The organism is Flintibacter hominis (assembly GCF_014287965.1).
Classification (GTDB): domain Bacteria; phylum Bacillota; class Clostridia; order Oscillospirales; family Oscillospiraceae; genus Lawsonibacter; species Lawsonibacter aceti.
On the sequence record NZ_JACOPO010000007.1, the window covers coordinates 1 to 22,738 of the forward strand.

19 protein-coding genes are annotated in these 22,738 nt (G+C 57.9%); 15 read left to right on the forward strand and 4 right to left on the reverse strand.

The features are described from left to right. The first annotated feature begins 311 nt into the window (after nt 1-311). Complete coding sequence (gene metA, locus H8S11_RS10530; protein ID WP_186853116.1) at nt 312-1,235, forward strand: homoserine O-acetyltransferase MetA; 924 nt, start codon at nt 312-314, stop codon at nt 1,233-1,235. 64 nt (nt 1,236-1,299) lie between these two features. Here metA and H8S11_RS10535 read toward each other — a convergent pair whose 3' ends face one another. Beyond that, a complete protein-coding gene (locus H8S11_RS10535; protein WP_186853117.1) occupies nt 1,300-2,265 on the reverse strand; it encodes a LysR family transcriptional regulator in 966 nt (321 codons plus the stop codon). 180 nt (nt 2,266-2,445) lie between these two features. Between H8S11_RS10535 and ilvD the strand changes: the two genes are divergently transcribed. The 14 genes from ilvD (at nt 2,446) to H8S11_RS10605 (ending at nt 19,117) form a co-directional block, all read left to right on the forward strand. Beyond that, a complete protein-coding gene (gene ilvD, locus H8S11_RS10540; RefSeq protein ID WP_186853118.1) occupies nt 2,446-4,122 on the forward strand; it encodes a dihydroxy-acid dehydratase in 1,677 nt (558 codons plus the stop codon). A 442-nt stretch (nt 4,123-4,564) separates the two neighbouring features. Next, a complete protein-coding gene (locus H8S11_RS10545) occupies nt 4,565-5,227 on the forward strand; it encodes an HD domain-containing protein (RefSeq protein ID WP_147573376.1) in 663 nt (220 codons plus the stop codon). Nucleotides 5,228-5,384: 157 nt separating this feature from the next. Beyond that, the gene (locus H8S11_RS10550; protein WP_147573375.1) at nt 5,385-5,759 is read left to right on the forward strand and encodes a BlaI/MecI/CopY family transcriptional regulator; all 375 of its coding nucleotides are present in this window, start codon (nt 5,385-5,387) and stop codon (nt 5,757-5,759) included. Further along, on the forward strand, nt 5,752-6,660 hold the full coding sequence (locus H8S11_RS10555) for a M56 family metallopeptidase (RefSeq protein WP_186853119.1): 909 nt from the start codon (nt 5,752-5,754) through the stop codon (nt 6,658-6,660). The genes H8S11_RS10550 and H8S11_RS10555 overlap by 8 nt, the downstream gene beginning before the upstream one ends. Then, complete coding sequence (locus H8S11_RS10560; RefSeq protein ID WP_186853120.1) at nt 6,657-8,576, forward strand: XAC2610-related protein; 1,920 nt, start codon at nt 6,657-6,659, stop codon at nt 8,574-8,576. Before H8S11_RS10555 ends, H8S11_RS10560 begins: the two co-directional genes overlap by 4 nt. A gap of 80 nt (nt 8,577-8,656) precedes the next feature. Next, nucleotides 8,657-9,958, forward strand: a complete 1,302-nt coding sequence (locus H8S11_RS10565) for an XAC2610-related protein (protein WP_186853121.1) — start codon at nt 8,657-8,659, stop codon at nt 9,956-9,958. A 43-nt stretch (nt 9,959-10,001) separates the two neighbouring features. Next, on the forward strand, nt 10,002-12,008 hold the full coding sequence (locus H8S11_RS10570; RefSeq protein WP_186853122.1) for a hypothetical protein: 2,007 nt from the start codon (nt 10,002-10,004) through the stop codon (nt 12,006-12,008). A 248-nt stretch (nt 12,009-12,256) separates the two neighbouring features. Then, nucleotides 12,257-13,096, forward strand: coding sequence for a 3-hydroxyacyl-CoA dehydrogenase family protein (locus tag H8S11_RS10575; RefSeq protein ID WP_147573370.1), 840 nt, complete (start codon nt 12,257-12,259; stop codon nt 13,094-13,096). 530 nt (nt 13,097-13,626) lie between these two features. Beyond that, on the forward strand, nt 13,627-14,772 hold the full coding sequence (locus H8S11_RS10580; protein WP_147573369.1) for an acyl-CoA dehydrogenase: 1,146 nt from the start codon (nt 13,627-13,629) through the stop codon (nt 14,770-14,772). A gap of 18 nt (nt 14,773-14,790) precedes the next feature. Next, nucleotides 14,791-15,591 carry an acryloyl-CoA reductase electron transfer subunit gamma gene (gene acrB, locus H8S11_RS10585; RefSeq protein ID WP_186853123.1) on the forward strand — a complete coding sequence of 267 codons (801 nt, stop codon included), beginning with the start codon at nt 14,791-14,793 and terminating at the stop codon, nt 15,589-15,591. A gap of 19 nt (nt 15,592-15,610) precedes the next feature. Then, nucleotides 15,611-16,723, forward strand: a complete 1,113-nt coding sequence (gene acrA / locus H8S11_RS10590; RefSeq protein WP_147573367.1) for an acryloyl-CoA reductase electron transfer subunit beta — start codon at nt 15,611-15,613, stop codon at nt 16,721-16,723. A gap of 141 nt (nt 16,724-16,864) precedes the next feature. Continuing rightward, on the forward strand, nt 16,865-17,293 hold the full coding sequence (locus H8S11_RS10595) for a hypothetical protein (RefSeq protein WP_186853124.1): 429 nt from the start codon (nt 16,865-16,867) through the stop codon (nt 17,291-17,293). Nucleotides 17,294-17,580: 287 nt separating this feature from the next. Beyond that, entirely contained in the window at nt 17,581-18,450 is an 870-nt protein-coding gene (dpsA, locus tag H8S11_RS10600; protein ID WP_147573366.1) for a dipicolinate synthase subunit DpsA, read from the forward strand. 85 nt (nt 18,451-18,535) lie between these two features. Further along, nucleotides 18,536-19,117: a dipicolinate synthase subunit B gene (locus H8S11_RS10605; protein ID WP_186853125.1), complete on the forward strand. Its 582-nt coding sequence runs from the start codon at nt 18,536-18,538 to the stop codon at nt 19,115-19,117. A gap of 53 nt (nt 19,118-19,170) precedes the next feature. Here the strand turns inward: H8S11_RS10605 and H8S11_RS10610 are convergent, their stop codons facing one another. From H8S11_RS10610 to dnaK, 3 genes are all read right to left on the reverse strand, one after another. Beyond that, a complete protein-coding gene (locus tag H8S11_RS10610; protein ID WP_186853126.1) occupies nt 19,171-19,332 on the reverse strand; it encodes a hypothetical protein in 162 nt (53 codons plus the stop codon). A 192-nt stretch (nt 19,333-19,524) separates the two neighbouring features. Further along, nucleotides 19,525-20,673 (reverse strand): molecular chaperone DnaJ, encoded by a 1,149-nt coding sequence (gene dnaJ, locus H8S11_RS10615; RefSeq protein ID WP_186853127.1) that lies wholly within the window; start codon nt 20,671-20,673, stop codon nt 19,525-19,527. 182 nt (nt 20,674-20,855) lie between these two features. Then, nucleotides 20,856-22,700 carry a molecular chaperone DnaK gene (gene dnaK / locus H8S11_RS10620; protein ID WP_186853128.1) on the reverse strand — a complete coding sequence of 615 codons (1,845 nt, stop codon included), beginning with the start codon at nt 22,698-22,700 and terminating at the stop codon, nt 20,856-20,858. Between the last annotated feature and the right edge of the window lie 38 nt (nt 22,701-22,738).

Consider the following 22,738-nt stretch of genomic DNA (forward strand, 5'->3'; position numbering starts at 1 on the left):
TGCCCCTGCCGCAGAGCGCTTGCTTATATTAGCAAACACTTCCTCCCTTGTCAACACTTTTTTCCCACTTTTTTCCCCTTTTTTTATCCCCTCCTTACCTACACTATATCTTCCCCTCCTTCACTCCCTCCTACCACTATATCTGGACCGCCCTTCTATCTGTCCATCTGTCAAGAACAAATATACACCAGATTTCCGCCTTGCGGAAATTCCTTGTTTGTGGTAACCTTATTTCATCCATGGCCGAGCAAATACGCACCACTGACGGCCAAGAGGCCACACGCCTCTTATCATATAGGGAAGTGATCCAAATGCCCATCAAGATCCCCGACTCTCTGCCCGCCCGAGCCACGCTGGAGGGGGAAAATATCTTTGTCATGACGGAATATCGGGCCATCCATCAGGATATGCGTCCGCTGAATCTCCTTATCCTGAATCTAATGCCGACCAAAATCGTCACTGAAACGCAGTTGCTTCGCAAGCTGTCCAATACGCCTCTGCAAATTCAGGTGGAGCTCCTTCAAATGGCTAGCCACGTTTCCCAAAATACGGATGCCAGCCATCTCGCTTCCTTTTATACTACCTTTGACCAAATCAAGGATAAACGGTATGACGGTATGATCATCACCGGCGCGCCGGTAGAAAATCTGGATTTCGCGGATGTGGACTATTGGCCGGAGCTGTGCGACATTATGGAGTGGACCAAGACTCATGTCCACTCCACCCTCCATGTATGCTGGGGGGCTCAAGCCGGCCTCTACTACCACTACGGCATTCCCAAATACTCTCTGCCCAAAAAACTGTTCGGTGTCTTCCCACATACTATTATAAAAAAACAATCCCCTCTGTTCCGGGGATTTGATGATATCTTTTATGTCCCCCATTCCCGGCATACGGAAAACCATCTGGATGATATCCTGGACCGCCCGGAACTAGAACTGCTGGCCGTATCGGATGAGGCCGGAGTTTTTGCTGTCAAAAGCGAGAACAACCGCCGCTTCTTTATCACCGGCCACCCGGAATATGATCCGGACACGTTGGCCAACGAGTACTTTCGGGATATCAACAAAGGTCTTGATATTGATGTTCCCAAGCATTATTTTCCCGGCGATGACCCCCAGCAGTCACCCGTTGTCCGCTGGCGCTCCGCCGCCCAGCTCTTTTACACAAACTGGCTCAATTACTACGTATATCAGACTACTCCCTATGACCTGTATCACGGCCAACTGCAATGATGATAAAGCTGGTCCCCGAAACCTCCATTTCGGGGACCAGCTTTTTGTTATCCAAATCTCAGGTCTACTGCTCCAACACATCTGTCTGCTCCAAGTAGCTGCCCACAATTTCCTTCAGAAGCGCAAAACAGTCTACCGCAAATTTGGGGTAGTACACCATATCCTGATACACCAAATCAAAGCGCAGGGATCGTTCCAAGCCCCGTACTGGTAGGATGCAGAGAAATCTTTCCTCTGGGCAGCTTCGGTTCCCCTTTATAATGGTAGGCAGAAATATTTGAGGACAGAAGGACGCCACATATCCAGTGCGACACGCCTCCTCTAATACGTTGTAATCACTGACTGACAACAGATTGTCTATCGTTACCCCATTTGTGACCAGGTGCTGGTCAATCAACTGGAAGGCTGTACTTTTTCCATAATTCATAGCAAAGGGCAGGCCTTGAAAGTGTTTCAAGTCAATGCCGCTCCTTAGGCCGGCTATTGCCTCTTTCTCCAGTCCGAGGTATTTTTTGAGATAGGAGACGGAGGCAATCAAATAGATGCTCTCCTGAGCCAGAGGGACCGACTTCATTCCAGGACGCAGAGCTGTATTGACACCCAAAAATCCATCCAGCTCACCGTTCTCCAGCATCCTTTCCATTGCGGAGGTCTCTCCCGGGACCAGCTCGACCCTCACCTTCGGATATCGAGCATGATACCGCACAAAGAACAGGGGAATGATCAGGCGGGCTCTTGCATAGTTTGTACCTAATCTCAGGGTGCCAGCAGCCCCCTCCTCCAGTTCGGCCAATTCCGCTTCCAACCCGGACTCCAAATTTTTTACCCGCTGCAGCGTGCGCTGTACCGCTTCCCCCGCCGGAGTAAGGGACACCCGTGGACGCCGGTAGAAGAGCGGGGTTCCATAGCACTCCTCCAGCCGCCGGATATGGTCACTGAGCCCCTGTTGGCTGAGGAAAGCACGGGCCGCTGCCCGACGGAAATTGAGCTCCTCCGCCAAGATCAGAAAGAGTTTCTCACTATTTGTCATCTGTCTCCCCCCTTTCATGGTAACATACACGGCATTTAATAACAAGTATTTACTTGTTGATTTACAGAGTACAACTGTTTTACATAGAATCAGTTTTTCTCTATACTATATTGTATCAGAGCGGACACATACCACAGCAACCACTATATTATCATTTCAATTAGGGGAGGCAAGACCTAGATGGCAGAAAACTGGAAGGGGGTCCATGACCCTGATAATATCCAGGAGGGCTATTTCACCGGCCTGATGAATTCCTGCGGATACCGCATCAAGGATTTACGCAAACCTATCATCGGCATCGCAAATTCTTACACGGATGTCAATCCCGGTCACCGAAGCTTTGGCGAACTGGCCAAGTTCGTAAAGGAAGGTATCTGGGCCGCTGGCGGCGTACCGGGGGAGTTTAATGTCCCCGCCCCCTGCGACGGCATGGCCCAGGGCGCAGGGATGCATTATATCCTGCCCCAGCGTGATTTGATCGCGGCCAGCATTGAATCCATGGCCAACGCCCACGGCTTTGACGGCCTTGTCTTCCTATGTAGCTGTGACAAGATCGTCCCCGGTATGCTTATGGCTGCCGCCGCGCTCAATAAACCCTGCCTTTTTCTCACTGCCGGCAGCATGGTGCCCTATGAGGCGGAGGAGGGCACCTATGTGACCCCTGATTTGAAGGAGTCTATCGGCGCCCGGAATATCGACAAGATCAGTGAGGAAACCTACACTCGTTATCGTGAAAACATCTGCTTTTCCTGCGGTACCTGCAGTATGTACGGGACCGCCAATACCATGGGCGTTTTTGCCGAAGTCATCGGCCTGTGCCCCATCGACAGCACCACCATGCTGTTCTGCTCCGCGGCTAAAAACCGTCAGGCCCGGGATGTGGGTGAACGCATCGTTCAGCTTGTGAAGGAGAACGTCAGGTTCAGCGATATCGTCACGGAAAGCAGCCTGATAAACGGCCTCCGTCATGTAGCGGCTACCGGCGGATCTACCAACGCCCAGCTCCACATATGCGCACTGGCCCGTGTGATGGGTATTAAGCTCGATATGGGAGATTTCGACCAGATTCAGCAGCATGTCCCCTGTATTGCCAAGTTCAAACCCTCCTCCCAATATAATATTTATGACTATTACAAGGCCGGAGGCGTGGGAGCCACCCTCAAGGCGATCCAGCAGTATTTGGACCTGGATGCCCGTTTGGCTATGGGCGGTACTCTGGGCGAATTTTTGTCCGCCTTCAAACGCAAAGTAAACGCCGAGATCATTCACTCTGTCGAGGACCCCCTGTATCCTGACGGCAGCTTTGCCGTGCTATACGGCAATTTGGCCCCCAACGGCTGCATCGTGAAAAAGAGCGGCGTGGTCCCTGAGATGTTCCACCACCGGGGGCCGGCTGTGTGCTTCGACTCTGAGGACGACCTGCGCAAGTTTATGGCAGATAGGGCCGTCAAGCCCGGCAGCGTCCTGGTCATCCGCTATGAAGGGCCCAAGGGAGGCCCAGGCATGAGGGAAATGTCCATCCCCGCCGCTATGCTGGTGGGCATGGGGCTGCACACCAGCTGTGCCATGGTCACCGACGGACGCTATTCCGGCGCGACACGGGGGCCCTGTATTGGCCATGTCTCCCCCGAAGCCTGGGATGGCGGTCCCATCGCCGCGGTCCAAGACGGGGATATGATCGAGATCGATATTGACAACCACACCATCCATCTGGAAGTAAGCGAGGAGGAGATTGTCTCCCGTCTAGCTAAGATTCGCCGTCCCGACCGTCCTGTTAAGGGCGCGTTGGCCGCCTACCGTTCCGCCGTGGAGGGGGTTGACAAAGGTTGCGTCTGGTTATACGGAGACGAGCAATAATTTCCCTACATTCTATTTTGTTATATTCTTTGATATATATTTTACTAGAACAGGGGTCCATAGGTTGAAACCTATGGACCCCTGTTTTTTCTTTTGATTTTCCTTAAACATACAGCTCAGACCGAGACCAGTATGCCTCATGCTTCTCCAACATCTCTGTGGTCCTGTAGCGCTCCCATCCTTCCCTACTGCCGGGCCAAGGTGTTTAGATTCTGGTCCGCTCTTTTTCGCCTGTCCAGTTTTATCCCATTTCAACTATTGAAAACTGCCCATAATTATTATAGTATAAACAGGGACATTTCCACCCCGGAGCGCAGTGTTTCCCTTTCAACGGGGAAGCGGCATCTCCGTTCCCCCTGCGTAACGGTTACCGGCGGCGGGTCACCCACACCATTTGGATGAGAACGTTCCCCAACCGGCCGGCATGAAGGAGGCTTTACTTATGTCTGTCACCTTTCAGGATATTCAAAACTCCGTGGAAATCCGCACTTATATTACCCAGGCGGACGCTTCCCTGATTGCTCTCGGCTTTACTGAACATTCCTTTGCCCATGTGGGCCGGTGTGCCGACGTAGCCGCCAGGATTCTGAACGAGCTGGGCTATCCCGCCCGAGAGGTGGAGCTGGCTCGGATCGCCGCCTTTATGCATGACATCGGTAATGTGGTCAACCGCCATGACCACGCCATCAGTGGAGCCACCATGGCCTTCCGCATTCTTGATAAAATGGGGATGGAACCGGCGGAGGTGGCCACTGTCATCACCGCCATCGGCCACCACGACGACTCCACCGCTTTTCCCGTAAACGCGGTGGCTGCCGCCCTGATCCTGGCGGACAAGACCGATGTGCGCCGCAGCCGGGTGCGCAACAACGATGTCATTAACTTCGACATCCATGACCGGGTCAACTACGCTGTGGAGCGGTCCGAGGTGCTACTGGACACCGTATCCGGAACCGTTACCCTCTCCCTGACCATTAACACCCAGGTCTGTGCTGTCATGGACTACTTTGAGATCTTCCTTCAGCGTATGGTGCTGTGCCGTAAAGCGGCGGAGTTCTTTCACCTTCAGTTCCATCTGGAAATCAATGGGCAGATTTTGCTGTAATTCGTTTTTCCCTGCGGCCGCTTATGAGGCGGCCGCTTTTTCTTTTTCCCCATCCATTCTGTTGCCCACTGTAACCACACTGTAACTTGATTTTCTATTACTTCAAGTGTAGTATGTTTTTAAGGACTACATTTGACGTAATAAGGAGCTATCTGACATGAAACGACTTCCTGACACCGAACTGGAGGTAATGAAGGCCCTGTGGACCTCTGGGCCAGGCACTCCGCGCGCCCAGCTGGACCAAATCCTGGCCCCTTTCGGCTGGTCTCCCAACACCATCAACACCTACCTCACCCGGCTAGTGGCGAAAGGGTTTGTGTCCGTTCGAAGGGAGGGCAGGGGCAACCTGTACACCCCTCTCATCCTTCGGGATGACTACCAGGCCTTTGACAGCCGGGCAGTGGTGTCTCGACTGTACGGTTCTCCCCGAAACTTTGTGGCCGCTCTGGCGCGGGAAGGCTTGGACCGCCGGGATCTGGATGAGCTTCAAGCCCTGCTGAACGAGTTGAGCGGAGGGCGGGATCATGGATGACTTTCTTCTCACTTTAGGGGCGCTGACCCTAGGCGGATCAGCGGCTATTCTCCTGCTGTCCCTAGCATCCCGCTCCACCCGCTCCCTCTATGGGGCCCGGTGGCGGTGCTGGGCCTGGCTGCTCCTTTGTCTGCGGCTGGCGGTTCCCTTCCCCCTGCTGCCCCAAGGGCAGCGTGAAGCCGCCCCTATCCAGCTCCCCACTTTTTCTGATTCCATCATCTACCAATCGCGCCCTGGCGGCGGAGAACAATCTCCCCCTGAAGGTCAGAGCGGGGAGGCGCCCGGCAAGGCCGGCAGTCAGGGGAGCACGGTTTCTTCTTCCTACTCCGGCGGTCAGCCGGACCCATCCTGGGATGAGCCTTTCTCCCTGTCCCTCTCCCAACTGGCTGGGGCATTGTGGCTGGTAGGAGTAACTGTGGTTGTGCTATGGGCCGGGCTGGCCCACCTGCGCTTCCTGCGCTACCTCCGACGCTGGTCCTCTCCTGTCGTGGACAGCGACACTGTGCGTATTTTCAACCAGTTAGGGGACAGCTTGGGCCTGGGCCGTCGCCCTCGGCTGCTGGCGTGTCAGGGGCTGAAGGTGCCCATGCTGGCCGGTTTGCTGAGGCCCGTTCTCCTGCTGCCCCAGGATAAGCTGTCGGGAGATGCTCTGCACTACTCCCTCCTCCATGAGCTGACCCACTTCCGCCGCCGGGACATCTGGCTGAAGGCCCTGGCCCTGTGGGTCAATGCCCTTCACTGGTTCAATCCCTTGGCCTGGTATATGGTCCGTCTGGTAGAGCGGGACACGGAGCTGGCCTGTGACGAGGCGGCGCTTAACACACTCTCGCCGGAGGAACACGCCGCCTACGGGCAAACCATCCTGTCCGCTGTGTCCCGTCTGAGAAAGGAAGCGCCATGAACAGAACGTCCCTCCCCATTTCCCCTTTTACCACCGCCCTGTCCGGCTCGGCCAGGGAAACGGAGCTTCGCATCCGCAGCATCTTCCAGTGGAAGCGCAGACGCCCGCCTCTGCCTCTGCTGATCCTCCTGCTGGCCGCCGCCCTCCTGTGCGGCAACCTGGTGTCCTGCCGGACGGAGGAGCCTGACCTGGCCCAGCTTCTTCTGGAGGCGCACGAAAATTATCCCTATGATGGTGGCCGTATGTCCTCTAAGCTCCTCCTGTCCCAGGAAGGGGAGGGCTGCACCCTGGCCCTGGCTCTCGTAGACGGCGGCTCTCACCCCGCAGGGCTGGGCAATCTGATGCTGGGCCTGTGGGACGGGAGGGAGCAAGACTGGCGGGGCCCTGTCCGACAGGTGGCTGGGGATGACGGCCTGTTCTCCTCCTGGACCGATGCGGAGGGCATCCTCAACATTTTGTGCACCAACACCTCCACCTGGACCGGCATTGAGGGAGCCAGCACCGTGGCCCACTACCGCTTTGACGGCTCCAGTTTGGAGGAGGCGGCCCAGTGGGACTACTACAGTGACGACGGTCTCTCCGACCAGAAGGCCGTTCCCGTGGAGGGCGGCCTGGAGCTGTACTCCCTCAACCCGGAGTGGGGCTATCCCGACAGCATCCAGTCTGGCAGTCCCATGCCGGAGCAGTGGGTCTATTCCCATTTTGAGTCCATTGGCAAAGCAGGCATCTCCGCCCATACCGCCGCCTACTCCGTTCCCCTCACAAGCCAGCGGGATCTGACTCTGGAACTTCGTTCCGACAGAGCCAAGAGGGACGTTTTTTTCTCCCCTCTCAAGGAGATTCTGGTCTACGAGGACGGAAAGCTGCTTCAATCCATTGACGTCCCCGCTCTGATGGCCAGCGACCAACCCATTCAGGCCTACCGGTGGGACACACATTCCGTTGATATCTACCCCGCCTTCAGTCTGGCGGAGGAACCTCAGTATCTCTATGAGGGTCTGTTTTTCCGGGAGGAGTCCGCTTTTGGCGGCCAGGAATTTGGAGATTTCAACTTCGACGGCTACACCGACTTTGCCATTCCGGCGGTGGAGGCCTCTCCCCATAATGTGACCTACGCCTATTTTCTTTTTGACCCCGCGGCGGAGGAGTACATTTTCTCTTTCCTCATGTTCAGCCCGCCGGAGCTGTTGAAGGAGGAGGAGCTACTGGTGGAGCATGAGCATGACAGCCAAACCGTCCAGCGCCGCTATTATTCCTTTGACCGGGAGGGACGGCTTGTGTTGGTGCGGCAGGAAACCGAGCTTTACGGACAGCCCTCTGACTCCCTCTCCCCTGAGCCTTATCCCGGCCCCGCCGAGGCAGCAGAGGCATTCCGGCAAGTGATGGCCGGAGACGTTCCTTTCCGCTCTGCATCAGACGGCAGAGAGTATTACCTCTCTCAAATCAACGAGCTGATTTGGAATGACCCTGCGGTGAACGCCTATGCGGAGCAATTTGCCGTGGCCGATCTGGACGATGATGGGACGCCGGAGGTCATCATTCTCACCAACCAGCACATCCACTCCGAGCCCATTCTGGTCCTGCGCTGGCAGGATGGGCAGATCTACGGCTACAATGAGGTGGGCCGGGGGATGCAGGGGCTGAAGGCGGACGGCACCTCCGGCTGGTCTGACGGTGCCTTTCACAACGGCACCCACCGGGACCAATACACCTCCAGCGGCGATGGCCCCGACCGGCGGGAGCAGCTCTATCTCAGTGAATTAATTGTGGCAGACGGTTCAGGGGAATTCTATCTCAGCGGCCAAGAGGTCACCCAGGCAGAGTATGAAGCCGCCGAAGCGGCCCAGGACGCCAAGCCTGACGCGGTCTGGTACAACCTTCTCCCGGAAACCATCGCCGACCTGTTTGGACAATAGGAGGAAGGGCCGCCCTGTGCCTTCGCCCCCCTAATTCCTAACTCCCATCCCAACTCTCCATTCTCAACCGGAGGTGTCCCATGAACAAAATCCCCTCCTCCCCCTTCGCCACCCGCCTGTCCGGGTCGGCCACAGAAACGGAGCTTCGCATCCGCAGCATCTTCCAGTGGAAAAAACAGCGCCCGCCCCTGTGGGCCATGATCCTCACCGGCCTTGTCATCCTCTCCTGCGGCGGGCTGGTGTCCTGCCAGGCCCAGGAGGAAAGGCCCGCCCCCGGCGGCCTCTCCGGAGATTCGGGCCCCGCCCCCGTCAGCAGACCCGCGGATCCCTCCCTCCCTTACGATTTGGAGACAGTCTCTTTGGACGGTCTGACTCTGGATGATAGCGGGACGGAAGACGACCGGGTCACCGTCACCTCCTGCCGGGTGGACGCTTCTGACCGGGAGGGGCTGACCACAGTGGAGGTCACTCTGGGCGGCGGGCAGACCGCTGTCTGGGAGCACCCCTTCCCCTGCTTCCCCAACATTGTCCCCCTGCACCTCACCTCACCTGACGTGCAATCCCTGGTCATCGAAATGGCAGACCGCACCTCTAATTATGGGGCCGCCCGCTACTTCATTCTGGAAATGGAGGACGGCGCTCTGGCGGAGCGGGGCCATATCGGACTGTGGGATGACCCGGAGTGTGACCTTTTGCCCGATGAGGCCGTCCTTTACGGTGCGAAGTGGGCAGAGCGGGAGGACAGCGCGCTCCAGGCCCTGCGGGTCCCCGTACTGATCGACAAGTGGCATGACCCCTGTTATATCACGCTGACCTGGGAAGATGGTCAGTTTGTATCAAAGGCCGACGACTTCTTCACCGACCGGGAAACGCTTCCCCTGCCGGACGGCGGGGAAGTGACCATAGAGTTGGAGGGCCGCTGGGAAAACAGTGACACAGCCCGGCAGACGCTTTATTACAGTGAGATCCGGGTTTTGGAGGGGACCCGCCTGCTCCAAACCATCACGCCCCCGCACGCACTGCCCCAGCCCCGTGCCTTCGACTCCGATACCGCCGCCCAGGTCACCCCTCCGGCGGCCAACGCCCCGGCGCTGGGCTTCAGTGCAGAGCGCCAGCTTCACGCCCTGGATCTCCGGGATGTGAATTTTGACGGCTTCACAGACCTGGGCCTTCCCTGGGACACCACCCACAACGATGTCCACCTCTGGTACCTGTGGGATCCGGCGGCCGGACAGTTCCGGTATTCCTTCGCCCTCCAAGGGGATCTGACTATCGATGCGGAGCGGCATCTGCTGATCGAAACCCGCTGGGAGGAGGGCCCCCACACCTATTCCTTCAATGCCCGGGGCCAGATCTGCTGGCAGGGGCCGTATGAGATGTGACTGCCGCCCCTTTTTGCTCCAGGACAAAAGGAGGTATATTCAGATGAAAAAAATTCCCCGCTCCCCCTTCGCCACCCGGCTGTCCGGGTCGGCCAGGGAGATTGAGCTGCGAATCCGCAGCATCTTCCAGTGGAAAAAACAGCGCCCGCCCCTGGCCCTTTTCCTTCTCATGCTGGCCATCGGCCTGCTGTGTGGCAATCTGGTGTCCTGCCAGAGCAGTCCGGCAGGCGTTCCGGAGGATCCCCCCGCCCAGAGCGGCGAGGCGTGGAGCACCCGGTCCGTTCTGGACGCCCTGTCCCAGTGCTTCGCCGCCGCAGAGTCGTTCCCCGACGGCATGGAGCGAGAGCTGCTGGATACCGTCGGCACCGGCGAGGATGTCACTCTGGCCGCGGCCCATTTTTACGACCGCTATCCCCGCTACTCCCTGGTCATCGGCATGGTGGACCGGGCGGGGCAGGTGGTCGGAACGCCCTTTGAGGTCCGGGGCTCCGGTGGTCGGCCCTATGTGGCCGCCTTTGTAAAGGACGGGGTGGAGTACCTGCTCTACACTGGAAGCAGTGCGCACCAGGCATACAGCAGCGGCCAGGCCGGGGTCATCCGTCTGGACGGAGGCGACTTCTCCTGGGTGTGGCCGGTGGAGGGGGACATCCGGGATGAAAGCTCCCAAGCTTACCGGGACTACAACGCCTATTGGGAGGAAAAAAAGCCCCTGATGGCCCCTGGCGGCGTAGATATTTTTACGGAAAACCAAGACTACGGCTCCTATGAGGGCTCCCCCGTCCAGTGGGTCCCCCACTACAATGAAACCTTCTGGTATACTGCCGAACAGGACCTGCCCATTGGCGTCTACTATCAGAGCCGGGGATGGTTGGAGGAATTTACCCGGCATGAACGGAACCCCTGGAACGCCTTGAACACCTCTGCCCTGTGGCAGATCGTGTCCCTAGCCCCGGCGGACGGGGTGTACCGGGACAGAAACTATGACGGGGAGGCAGTCTATGAGCTGAAGGCCCGGGCGGACAGCGGAGAGGACCTGTGGTTTGCGGCCTCCCTTCTCTTTGACCACAGCGGGGAGCGTCCCATCCAGATCCAGAGCTGGAGCATGGGCACAAAAGCGGAGATAGACAGTGCCGGCGGAGGGGCCGATCCGCAGCAGCCGGACGAGGCCCTCTACACCCTGCTCCGGGACTGGTATGACGGCCAATACCCCAACGGCCGGTGGTATTTTGTTTCCGACCAGCCCAGCGCCCCCCGGGAGGGGGACGTCCGACTTGGCCCTGTCACTTATGTCGGGGAGGTCCCCACAGACAGCGGGGCAGCAGCGGCCTACGAGATCGTCATATCCCGTTATACGCTCCACCGTGCAGACGAGAATGACCCCGGCTCCTGGGACTTCTTCTCCGCCGACACCCAGTTCATCGTCCTCCGGCTGGATGGGGAGGGCATACCCACCCAGGTGCTGGGCGTCGCCCCCACGCAGCCCAGCCGCGATATCCAGGCCATCGTCTATGAGGCCCTCTATGGCCTACTCAGCGGTGATGTGACCTTCCTCCGGGACGGCTGGAACACCCCTATCGGCCCGGGGATGGATCTGTCCTTCTCCTGCCTGGACACCGGGAGCTGCGAGACGGAGCAGTTGGAGGACTACGAACCCATCTACCACGATGGGGACTACTGGTACCGGGTCTCCGCCAACTACCCCACGGGCACCTTTACCGCCCTGTGCTATCACAGCGCGGCAGACGACGCCGACTCCATCCACACCCTGGAGGCCTCCATGTCCGACCTGTACACCCCCCGGGGCATCCGGGTAGGGGCCAGCCGGGCGGAGGTGCTGGCCGCCTATCCAGAGGCTCTCACCGGCGACTACTGGGGACAGTATCCGGAGGAGCCTGATCTGCTGGCCTATCTGCCCTGGAGCGGCCACGACCCGGAGCAGGTCTCCGACCTGTTCCAGCTGGAGTTTTCCCAGGGGCTGGGCCCGGCGATCCTGTTTTTCTTTGACGGGGACACCGTGGAGCGCATCGTCCTTACTAATATGTTCAACTGACCGCAGGGCAACAAACGGCAGCTTTCCGGCAAGATATGCAGGTCAAAACTGAAAAAGCTGCATTTTTTCAGGGCTTTGCCCAATTACACGGAAAAAATATTGTTTAAAATATTCCCCCCCTTTCCTCTTGCGTTTGCACAAAAAAACAGGTATACTGGGGTCCATAAGAGCGGGGCCGGGTTTCCCCGGCCGACCCCCGCCAGCGGATCTGGCACCATTTTACTTATTTTAATTAGGAGGAACACAGTATGAAAGTCGCATTGTTCGGCGCCGGCACCATGGGCCGGGGCATCGCCCAGGTCTTTGCCGCCAAGGGCCACACCGTCCTGATGTACGCCAGCAGCCCCGCCTCCGCCCAGCGCCACAAGGATACCTTGGGCAAGTCCCTGGCCAAGCGGGTCGAAAAGGGCAAGATGGCTCAGGAGGCTATGGATGCCCTGATGGCCAACGTTCTGATCCCCCAGACCCATGAGGAGGCCGCCGACGCCGATCTGGTCATTGAGTGCGTCAAGGAGGAGATGGCCACCAAGAAGGAGCTTCTGAACGAGCTGGACGGCTTCTGCAAGCCCGAAACTGTCTTTGCCTCCAACACCTCCTCTCTGTCCATCACCGAGATGGGCAACGGCCTGAAGCACCCCGTCATCGGAATGCACTTCTTCAACCCCGTGCCCTCCATGAAGCTGGTGGAGATCATCCGCGGCGCCAACACCACCCAGGAGACCTTTGATTTCATTTACAAGCTGTCCCAGGACATCGGCAAGGACCCCGTCGAGGTGGCCGAGGCCCCCGGCTTTGTGGTCAACAAGATCCTGATCCCCATGATCAACGAGGCCATCGGCCTAGTTGAGACCGGCGTCGCCTCTGTGGCCGACATCGACAAGGCCATGCAGCTGGGCGCCAATCATCCGATGGGCCCCCTGGCTCTGGGCGACTTCATCGGTCTGGACGTGTGTCTGGCCATTATGGACACCCTGTTTGCCGAAACCGGCGACCCCAAGTACCGCCCCGCCCTTCTGCTGAAGAAGATGGTCCGCGGCGGCCTGCTGGGCAAGAAGTCCGGCAAGGGCTTCTACGATTACAGCAAGTAAATCGCCCCATCCAGCTGCCCCCTCCCAAGCCGGAGGGGGCAGTTTTATATGTCAAAAAAAGAGCGGCACTTCGGGCCTTCTTTTCCGGAGGCACCTTCTCCGCCCCCCAATCCAGCCGGACCACGGGCCGGCCCCCCGGCGCCCTGAAAGGGCAGCGAAATCGCAGCCGGTCAACATACGCCAATCTTTTAGGCAACTTCCGCATATTTTCCCGTTTCCGACAAATCCGATATGGAAAAACTGTTAAATTTGCCAGATATGTCCCCCTTGCTTTACCCCTGAAAAACAGCTATAATCTGGGTTGTAAGTGGATTTTAGCCGTGTTTGATATGGTTCGCAACGCCAGGATCCTTTCCTGTGTTGCGCTTTTTTCCGGTTTTTATTGTTAAATTTCTAACAATATTCGTCAAACGCGGCGTCCCGACCATGTATCGTCTGCCCCCGGGGCCGGCTCTCTCCGGTCAAGAAAGGCGCGCCTCCCGGGCGTTTAAGGATGATTGCAAAGTAATTTAAACTAGGAGGACTAAAAAATGGATTTTCATCTGTCGAAAGAACAAGAGATGGTCCGCAAGATGTACCGCGAGTTCGCCGAGAACGAGGTCAAGCCCTTGGCTGAGGAAATCGACGAGGAAGAGCGCTTCCCTATGGAAACCGTAGAGAAGATGGGCAAGTTGGGCATGCTGGGCATCTACTTCCCCAAGGAGTACGGCGGAGCCGGCGGCGATGTGCTGTCCTACGCCATGTGCGTTGAGGAGCTGGCCAAGGTGTGCGGCACCACTGCCGTCATCGTGTCCGCCCATACCTCTCTGTGCTGCGCCCCCATCTTTGAGCACGGCACTGAGGAGCAGAAGATGAAGTACCTGCCTGACCTGCTCTCCGGCAAGAAGATCGGCGCCTTCGGTCTGACCGAGCCCAACGCCGGTACCGACGCCTCCGGCCAGCAGACCACCGCCGTAAAGAATGAGAACGGCGACTATGTGCTCAACGGCTCCAAGTGCTTCATCACCAACGGCACCGTAGCCGAAACTCTGGTGGTCTTCGCTATGACCGACAAGACTCTGGGCAACCACGGCATCTCCGCCTTCATCGTGGAGAAGAACTTCCCCGGCTTCTCTGTGGGCAAGCACGAGAAGAAGATGGGTATCCGCGGCTCCTCCACCTGCGACCTGATCTTTGAGGACTGCGTCGTGCCCAAGGAGAACCTGCTGGGCAAGGAAGGCCAGGGCTTCAAGATCGCCATGCAGACCCTGGACGGCGGCCGTATCGGCATCGCCGCGCAGGCTCTGGGCCTGGGCGAGGGCGCTGTGAACGAGGCTGTCAAGTACACCCAGGAGCGCGTGCAGTTCAAGAAGCGTCTGTCCCAGTTCCAGAACACCCAGTTCCAGCTGGCCGATATGCACACCCGGATGCAGGCCGCTCAGTACCTGGTGTACGCCGCCGCCGTGAAGAAGCAGAACCACGAGCCCTACGGCATGGATTCCGCTATGGCCAAGCTGTTCGCCGCTGAGGCCGCTTCCGACGTGACCCGCCGCGCCGTCCAGCTGTTCGGCGGCTACGGCTACACCCGTGAGTACCCCGTGGAGCGCATGATGCGCGACGCCAAGATCACCGAGATCTACGAGGGTACTTCCGAGGTCCAGCGCATGGTCATCTCCCGTGCTCTGGGTGTGAAATAAGTTAGGAGGCAGATCGAAATGAAAATCATTGTTTGTGTCAAGCAGGTCCCCGATACCTCCGGTAAGGTGGCCGTCAATCCCGATGGTACTCTGAACCGCGCCTCCATGGCCGCTATCACCAACCCCGACGACCTGAACGCCGTCGAGGCCGCTCTGACTTTGAAGGAGCAGACCGGCGCCGAGGTCGTGATCGTCTCTATGGGTCCTCCTCCCGCCGAGTCCATGCTGCGTGAGGTCATGGCCCGCGGCGCTGACCGCGCCGTTCTGGTGTCCGCCCGTGAGTTCGGTGGCTCCGATACCTACGCCACCTCCCAGATCCTGGCCGCCGCCATCAACAAGATCGGCGTCGAGGACGAGGATATCGTGCTGTGCGGCCGTCAGGCCATCGACGGCGATACCGCCCAGGTCGGCCCCCAGATCGCTGAGAAGCTGCATCTGCCCCAGGTTTCCTACGCCGCCGAGATTACCAAGGAGGGCGACACCATCACCGTCAAGCGGATGCTGGAGGACGGCTATATGACCATCAAGGTCAAGACCCCCTGCCTGATCACCTGCATCAAGGAGCTGAACGCTCCCCGTTACATGAGCGTGGGCGGCATCTACGAGTGCTACTCCAAGCCCTATGAAATCTTTGACTACAACACCCTGAAGGACGATTCCCTCATCGATCCTACCACCATCGGTCTGAAGGGCTCCCCCACCAACATCTTCAAGTCCTTCACTCCCCCTCAGAAGGGCGTGGGCATGATGCTGGAGGGCGCCGACAAGGCCACCTGCGACAAGCTGGCCGGCATTCTGGCCGCCAAGCACCTGATCTGATAGAAGGGAGATTAAGAATATGTCTAACTACAACAGTGCTGCCATCGAAGAATTCAAGGGCGGCGTTTGGGTATTCTGCGAGCAGCGTCAGGGCAAAATGATGCCCACCTCCTTCGAGCTGATCTCCGAGGGCCGCAAGCTGGCCGACGAGCTGGGCGAGAAGCTGTACGGCCTTCTGCTGGGCCACGAGATCGAGGGTATCGCCAAGGAGCTGGGCGGCTACGGCGCTGACGGCGTGTATGTCTGCGACCACCCCCTGCTGGCCAACTACACCACTGACGGCTACACCAAGGTCATCTGCGACGTGATCCAGGAGTACAAGCCTGAGGTCATGCTGATCGGTGCCACCAACATTGGCCGCGATCTGGGCCCCCGCTGCGCCGCCCGTCTGCACACCGGCCTGTGCGCCGACTGTACTCACCTGGACATCGACGTGCCCAAGTACAAGGACTTCCTGCGCTCCGCCTCCACTCTGGCTCCTGCCATGATCGACTCCATCCCCGAGGATGACCGCAACCTGAAGATGACCCGTCCCGCTTTCGGCGGTCACCTGATGGCCACCATCATCTGCCCCCGCTTCCGTCCCGCTATGGCCACCGTCCGTCCCGGCGTGATGAAGAAGAACGCCTTTGACCAGGCCAAGGCTGACGCCTGCGAGATCATCAAGCCCAACTTCTCCCTCACCGAGGACGACATGGAAACTCAGGTCGTCGAGGTGGTCAAGGCCGCCAAGAAGCTGGTCGATTTGATCGGCGCCGATGTAGTCGTTTCCGTGGGCCGCGGCATCTCCAAGGATGTTGAGGGCGGCATCAAGCTGGCCGAGGAACTGGCTGAGGTTCTGGGCGGCGTCGTGGGCGGCTCCCGTGCCACCATCGACTCCGGCTGGCTGTCCGCCGACCATCAGGTCGGTCAGACCGGCAAGACCGTTCACCCCAAAATCTATGTGGCTCTGGGCATCTCCGGCGCTATCCAGCACAAGGCCGGTATGCAGGACTCCGAGTGCATCATCGCCGTGAACAAGAACGATACTGCCCCCATCTTCGAGATTGCCGACTACGGCATCTGCGGCGACCTGTTCAAGGTCACCCCCATGCTGATCGAGGCCATCAAGGCTGCCAAGGCCGCCAAGTAAGATCGGCTGTAATCGCATAAAAAAGCCAGTACCCCCCGTCCAACGGACGGGGGGTACTTATTTTATAGGTAGTTTTTTAAAAAAATCCATGCTATACTGTTGATATAATACAGAAACTACTAGACTTAAAGGAGGCATATCATGAAAATCTATCATAAACCTTCTTTTATGTACGGTCTTACTTTCCTTTTCGCGCTGCCTCTGTTTGCGTTTGGTATCATAAAGGTCCATTGGTCGCAGTGGATCATCACCATCGCATTTGCCACAAAGTTCTTATACACAGGACTTTCTAGATCAGAAAGCGAGTATCAGGAAAATATCGCAAAGAACTATCGGAGCGTGGCCCAGGAGCTTTACGGGAAATATGCAACCATAAAGTTAAATTTCCCTTTGGTCATTTTATGTTCTTTTTATGCTGTCGCTTTGTTCATCAGGTTGGTAGCTGATCTTTTTATTCCTATTTGGATCACTGTTTGTTTCACAATCGTTCTTACTGTTTCTGTCTTTTATAGCCTCAGCCTTGACCATAAAATCAAAGAACATATTGAAAATGGCACAAATAGAGGATAGAAATGAATTAAACAACACCTCAAAAGCCAATACCCCCCCTAGGGCCAGCCGGAAACCGGCTGGCCCTTTTTTTATACTCCCCCTCATCTGTCTGGGCGGCTTGGCTGCCCGTAGGATACTCCGGTGGCACACATCTCCCCCCTCTACACGGCGTAACAAGGTCGTCACGCTCTCTCCATCTTCCATCTCTTCTCTCCATTCTCATTCCCCCCGCACCGTGGCCCGGCCGTGCGCATAGGATAGCTCAGAAACCCGCCCCCCTTCAGGCGGTCTTCGGAGGTACTGCTATGAAACACGAACTGAACATCTGGGTGGTGGGCGGCGATATGCGCCAGGCCAAGCTGGCCCAGCTGCTGGCCCTGGACGGCCACACTGTCCATACTTACGCTTTGGAGCAAGACCGCTCTACCGGCCCGCTCCCTGAGGAGGATCTGTCTCAGGCCGAGAAGGCGGACTGTGTCGTTCTGCCGCTGCTGGTGTCCACAGAGGGCGGCCTGCTCAACGCCCCTCTATCCCAAACAGATCATCCCTTGTCCGACGTATTAGATGCACTTCGCCCCAGCCAGTTTATCTGCGGCGGCCGGCTGGACTCGGAAATCTTAGCTTTGGCTGCCCACCGCGGGCTAACCATTCGGGACTACTTCGCCCGGGAGGAGCTGGCGGTAGCCAACGCTGTCCCCACAGCGGAGGGAGCTATCCAACTGGCCATGGAGCATTTACCAATCACAATCCACGGCGCCCGTGTGCTGGTCGTGGGCTTTGGCCGGGTGGGCCGGCTCACCGCCCAACGCTTCCAAGCTCTGGGAGCAAAGGTTTCCGTGGCGGCCCGCCGGTATGAGCAGCTGGCTTGGGCCCAGGCCATGGGACTGGGCACCGAGCATCTGGCCCATCTAGCCGGATGGCTGTGCGGCTATGACCTGATCGTCAACACAGTCCCCGCCCAGGTCCTGGGCCGGCTGGAACTGGAGGATGTCAAAGAGGACTGTCTCATCCTGGACCTGGCCTCCAAGCCCGGCGGGGTGGACCTTAGGGCAGCGGGAGAGCTGGGCCTCACAGTAATCTGGGCCCTGTCCCTCCCCGGTAAGGTAGCCCCTGTGACCGCCGGGGCCGCCATTAAATCCACCATTTATAATATGCTTCAAGAGGCGGGGTACTGAGAGGGGCGTGCCCTGGAGGGAAGTACAAGACGTACCCCGGCGCGAATCGCCTCACATTCAGTCTGATTTGGAAAGGAAGATTGATTTGATCGATAAAACCGTCGGATTCGCTGTGTGCGGGTCCTTCTGCACCCATCACAAGGCCATGGATGCCTTAGAGCAGGTGAAAGCCCGCTTCACCCATGTGGTGCCTATTGTATCCGAGTGCACTGCCGACACGGATACCCGCTTCGGCAAAGCTCACGACCTGATGCGGGAAATGGAGCGCATCTGTGACCACCGGGTCATCTCCACTGTCAAGGCGGCAGAGCCTATTGGCCCCCAGAAGCTGCTGGACCTGCTTATTATCTGCCCCTGTACCGGAAACACCCTGGGCAAGCTGGCCAACGGAGTGACAGACACCAGTGTCACTATGGCTGCCAAAGCTCACTTACGCAACAGCCGCCCCCTGGTCATCGCCCCCTCTACCAATGACGGACTGGCCGCCTCGGCCGTGAGCATCGGGGCCCTGCTGCCTAGAAAATACATCTATTTCGTTCCCTTTGGCCAAGACGACCCAGAGAGAAAGCCTACTTCTTTAGTATCTGATTTCTCTTTGGTGGCAGACGCGGCCCAGGCCGCCCTGGAGGGAAAACAGCTTCAACCCCTGCTCATCCCACATCATTGATCAAAAAAGATCCCGGACCACACCCTTACGGGTGAGGTCCGGGATTCGCTCTCTTAAAGGGAGCTCCCGTGCCAATATGACCGGAAATAATGGAGCAGGTCAGAGCCAAATTGGAACAGAATGATCAGCACCATCACGGTCACAGGCAAAAATAAGAGGAACATCACGATCTCGTCCATCAGCTGATATAGAGAGGCCCAAAAAAAGCTCCACATATTTCGCTCCTTTCCCGATTTGATCCTTCCCTACGTGCTCCTCCTCAACTTTTTCTCTATACAAAGTATACTATATCTCACGAGATTTATCAATATAATTTTCGTTTTTTTACAAATAAAATATCTTGATGTAATCCACCCTCTTCTTTATAAAAGGAGACCGTCTGTGATTTACACAGGCGGTCTCCTTTTTCATTTTTTCTTTTTTCGCTTTTCAAAAAAACTCTTGACTACACCTTCCGGTACCTCTTCGCCCATGCTCTCACCAAAGGCCTCTAGAGCAGCGCGCTGATCGGCGCTCAGGCTGGTCGGTACTTGGACTTTGATGGTCACATACTGATCGCCCCGGCCTCGACCTCGAAGCTCTGGGATTCCTTTCCCCCGCAGGCGGAAGGTGGTACCGGGTTGTGTTCCGGCCGGCAGGCTCCACTTGACCTTTCCGTCGATGGTGGGAATCTCCAGCTCCCCTCCCATCGCCGCCCGGTAGAAGGAAACGGGCTGCTCGTAGAGGACTGTGGTCCCATCCCGACGGAACTGCGTATGGGGCTTTATACGGATGCCCACAATCAGGTCACCGGCCGGGCCTCCGTTTTTACCGGCATTGCCCTGGCCCCGCAGAGAAACCGCCTGTCCGTCGTCGATCCCGGCAGGAATGGTAACGGTGATGCGTTTTTTCTTCCGCACACTGCCGGCGCCGCCACATACCTTACAGGGGGAGTGGATCAGCTTGCCCGTCCCCCGGCACTTGGAACATTGGGCGGTGGTGGAGAAGGCGAAGCCGCCCGCCCCCCGCTGAATCCGAACCACGCCGGTCCCCCGGCAGTCAGGGCAGGTCTCGGCGGTGGTGCCCGGCTCGCAGCCGGAGCCATGGCAGGCATCGCACATCTCAGTCCGTGTCAGCTCCAGCTCCTTCTCGCAGCCGAAAGCGGCCTCCTCAAACGTGACAGAGAGATTAGCCCGCAGGCTCTCTCCCTTTTGCGGGGCATTAGCTCTCTGCTGCTGACCACCAAAGCCACTGAAGCCGCCGCCGAAGAAGGAGCCAAAGATGTCTCCCAGGTCGATGTCCCCCATATCGAAGCCGCCGAAGCCGCCGCCACCCCCAAAATTGGGGTCTACTCCCGCATGGCCGAACTGGTCATACTTCGCCCGCTTCTCCTTGTCGGACAGGACCTCATACGCCTCATTGACCTCTTTGAATTTGGCCTCTGCCTCTTTGTTCCCCGGGTTCATGTCGGGGTGGTACTGCTTGGCCAGCTTACGGTACGCTTTTTTCAATTCTTCGTCCGAGGCCCCTTTGGACACGCCCAAGACCTCGTAATAATCTCGTTTCTGTTCTGGCATGATATCACCTCTGTTTCAGAGTTCAGAGTGGAACGTGAAGAGCGGAGATAAGGTCTGCGGCGCATATGCCCGGAGTGAATGACCATATCTTCACTCTCCACTCTTTACCCTTCACTCTTTTGAACAGGCACAATGGCGCGCAGGCGGGGCGATGCCCCGCCCGCGCGGACCATAGATTTCTATTACTTCTGATCGTCGTCCACGACCTCATAGTCCGCATCGACCACATCAGGGCCGGCGGCGCTGCCACCCTGGGCGCCGCCCATATCGGGGCCGGGGCCGGGCTGGCCGGCCTGCGCCTGGCCATACAGCTTTTCGCTCACTGCGTAAAACTCCTTCGTCAGAGCCTCGGTGGCCTCCTTGATGGCTTGGGTGTCATTTCCCTTCAAGGTTTCCTTCAGGTGGTTCAGCGCGCTCTCCACCTTGCCCTTATCTCCAGCGGGGATCTTATCGCCCATCTCCTCCAGGGTCTTTTCTGTCTGATAAACCATCTGGTCCCCGTTGTTGCGGATGTCCACCTCTTCCTTCCGCTTGGCGTCTTCGGCGGCGAACTGTTCAGCCTCCTTGACTGCCTTATCAATGTCGTCCTTCGACATATTGGTGGAGGAGGTAATGGTAATATGCTGCTCCTTGCCGGTGCCCATATCCTTGGCGGACACGTTCACGATGCCGTTGGCGTCGATATCAAAGGTGACCTCGATCTGAGGCACACCCCGGCGTGCGGGAGCGATGCCGTCCAGATGGAAGCGGCCCAAGGTCTTGTTGTACTGGGCCATCTCACGCTCGCCCTGGAGAACGTGGACTTCTACGGAGGTCTGGTTATCAGCGGCGGTAGTGAAGGTCTGGCTCTTCTTCACGGGGATGGTGGTGTTACGCTCGATGAGCTTGGTCATCACGCCACCCATGGTCTCAATGCCCAGGGACAGGGGGGTGACGTCCAGCAGCAGCAGGTCCTTCACGTCGCCGGTAAACACACCGCCCTGGAGAGCGGCGCCCAAGGCCACGCACTCGTCGGGGTTAATGCCCTTGAAGCCCTCCTTGCCAGTCAGCTTCTTTACCATCTCCTGAACCGCGGGAATACGGCTGGAGCCGCCCACCATCAGGACCTTAGACAAATCGCTTCCGCTCAGTCCGGCGTCAGACAGAGCCTGCTTCACAGGGCCGCTGGTGGCTTCCACCAGGTGAGCGGTCAGTTGGTCGAACTTGGCCCGAGTCAGGGTCAGGTCCAAGTGCTTGGGGCCGGTGGCATCAGCGGTGATATAGGGCAGGTTGATGCTGGTAGAAGTGACACCGGACAGCTCGATCTTGGCCTTCTCAGCAGCCTCCTTCAAGCGCTGCATGGCCACCTTGTCGCCGGTCAGGTCCACACCCTCAGTTTTCTTAAACTCCGCGGCCATCCAGTCCATGACGCACTTGTCGAAGTCGTCGCCGCCCAAGCGGTTGTTACCAGCGGTAGCCAGCACCTCGATGACGCCGTCGTCGATATCCAGGATGGATACGTCGAAGGTGCCACCGCCCAGGTCATACACCATGACCTTCTGGGCGGTCTCCTTGTCTACGCCGTAGGCCAGAGCAGCGGCGGTGGGCTCGTTGATAATCCGCTTCACGTCCAGGCCGGCGATCTTACCAGCATCCTTAGTGGCCTGGCGCTGGGCATCGGTGAAGTAGGCGGGGACTGTGATGACGGCCTCGGTGACTGTTGTGCCCAGATAGGCCTCGGCATCCGCCTTCAGCTTCTGCAGGATCATGGCGCTGATCTCCTGGGGGGTATACTTCTTGCCATCGATGTTCACCTTGTAGTCGGAGCCCATCTCACGCTTGATGGAGATGACGGTCCGGTCGGGGTTCGTGATGGCCTGGCGCTTGGCCACCTGACCCACCATACGCTCGCCGTCCTTGGAAAAAGCCACCACAGAGGGGGTGGTGCGGTTGCCTTCGGCGTTGGGGATGACGACAGCGTCGCCGCCCTCCATGACCGCTACACAGCTGTTGGTCGTACCTAAATCGATACCGATGATCTTAGACATAATTCATTCCTCCTAAATATATGACATTCATGTTTACA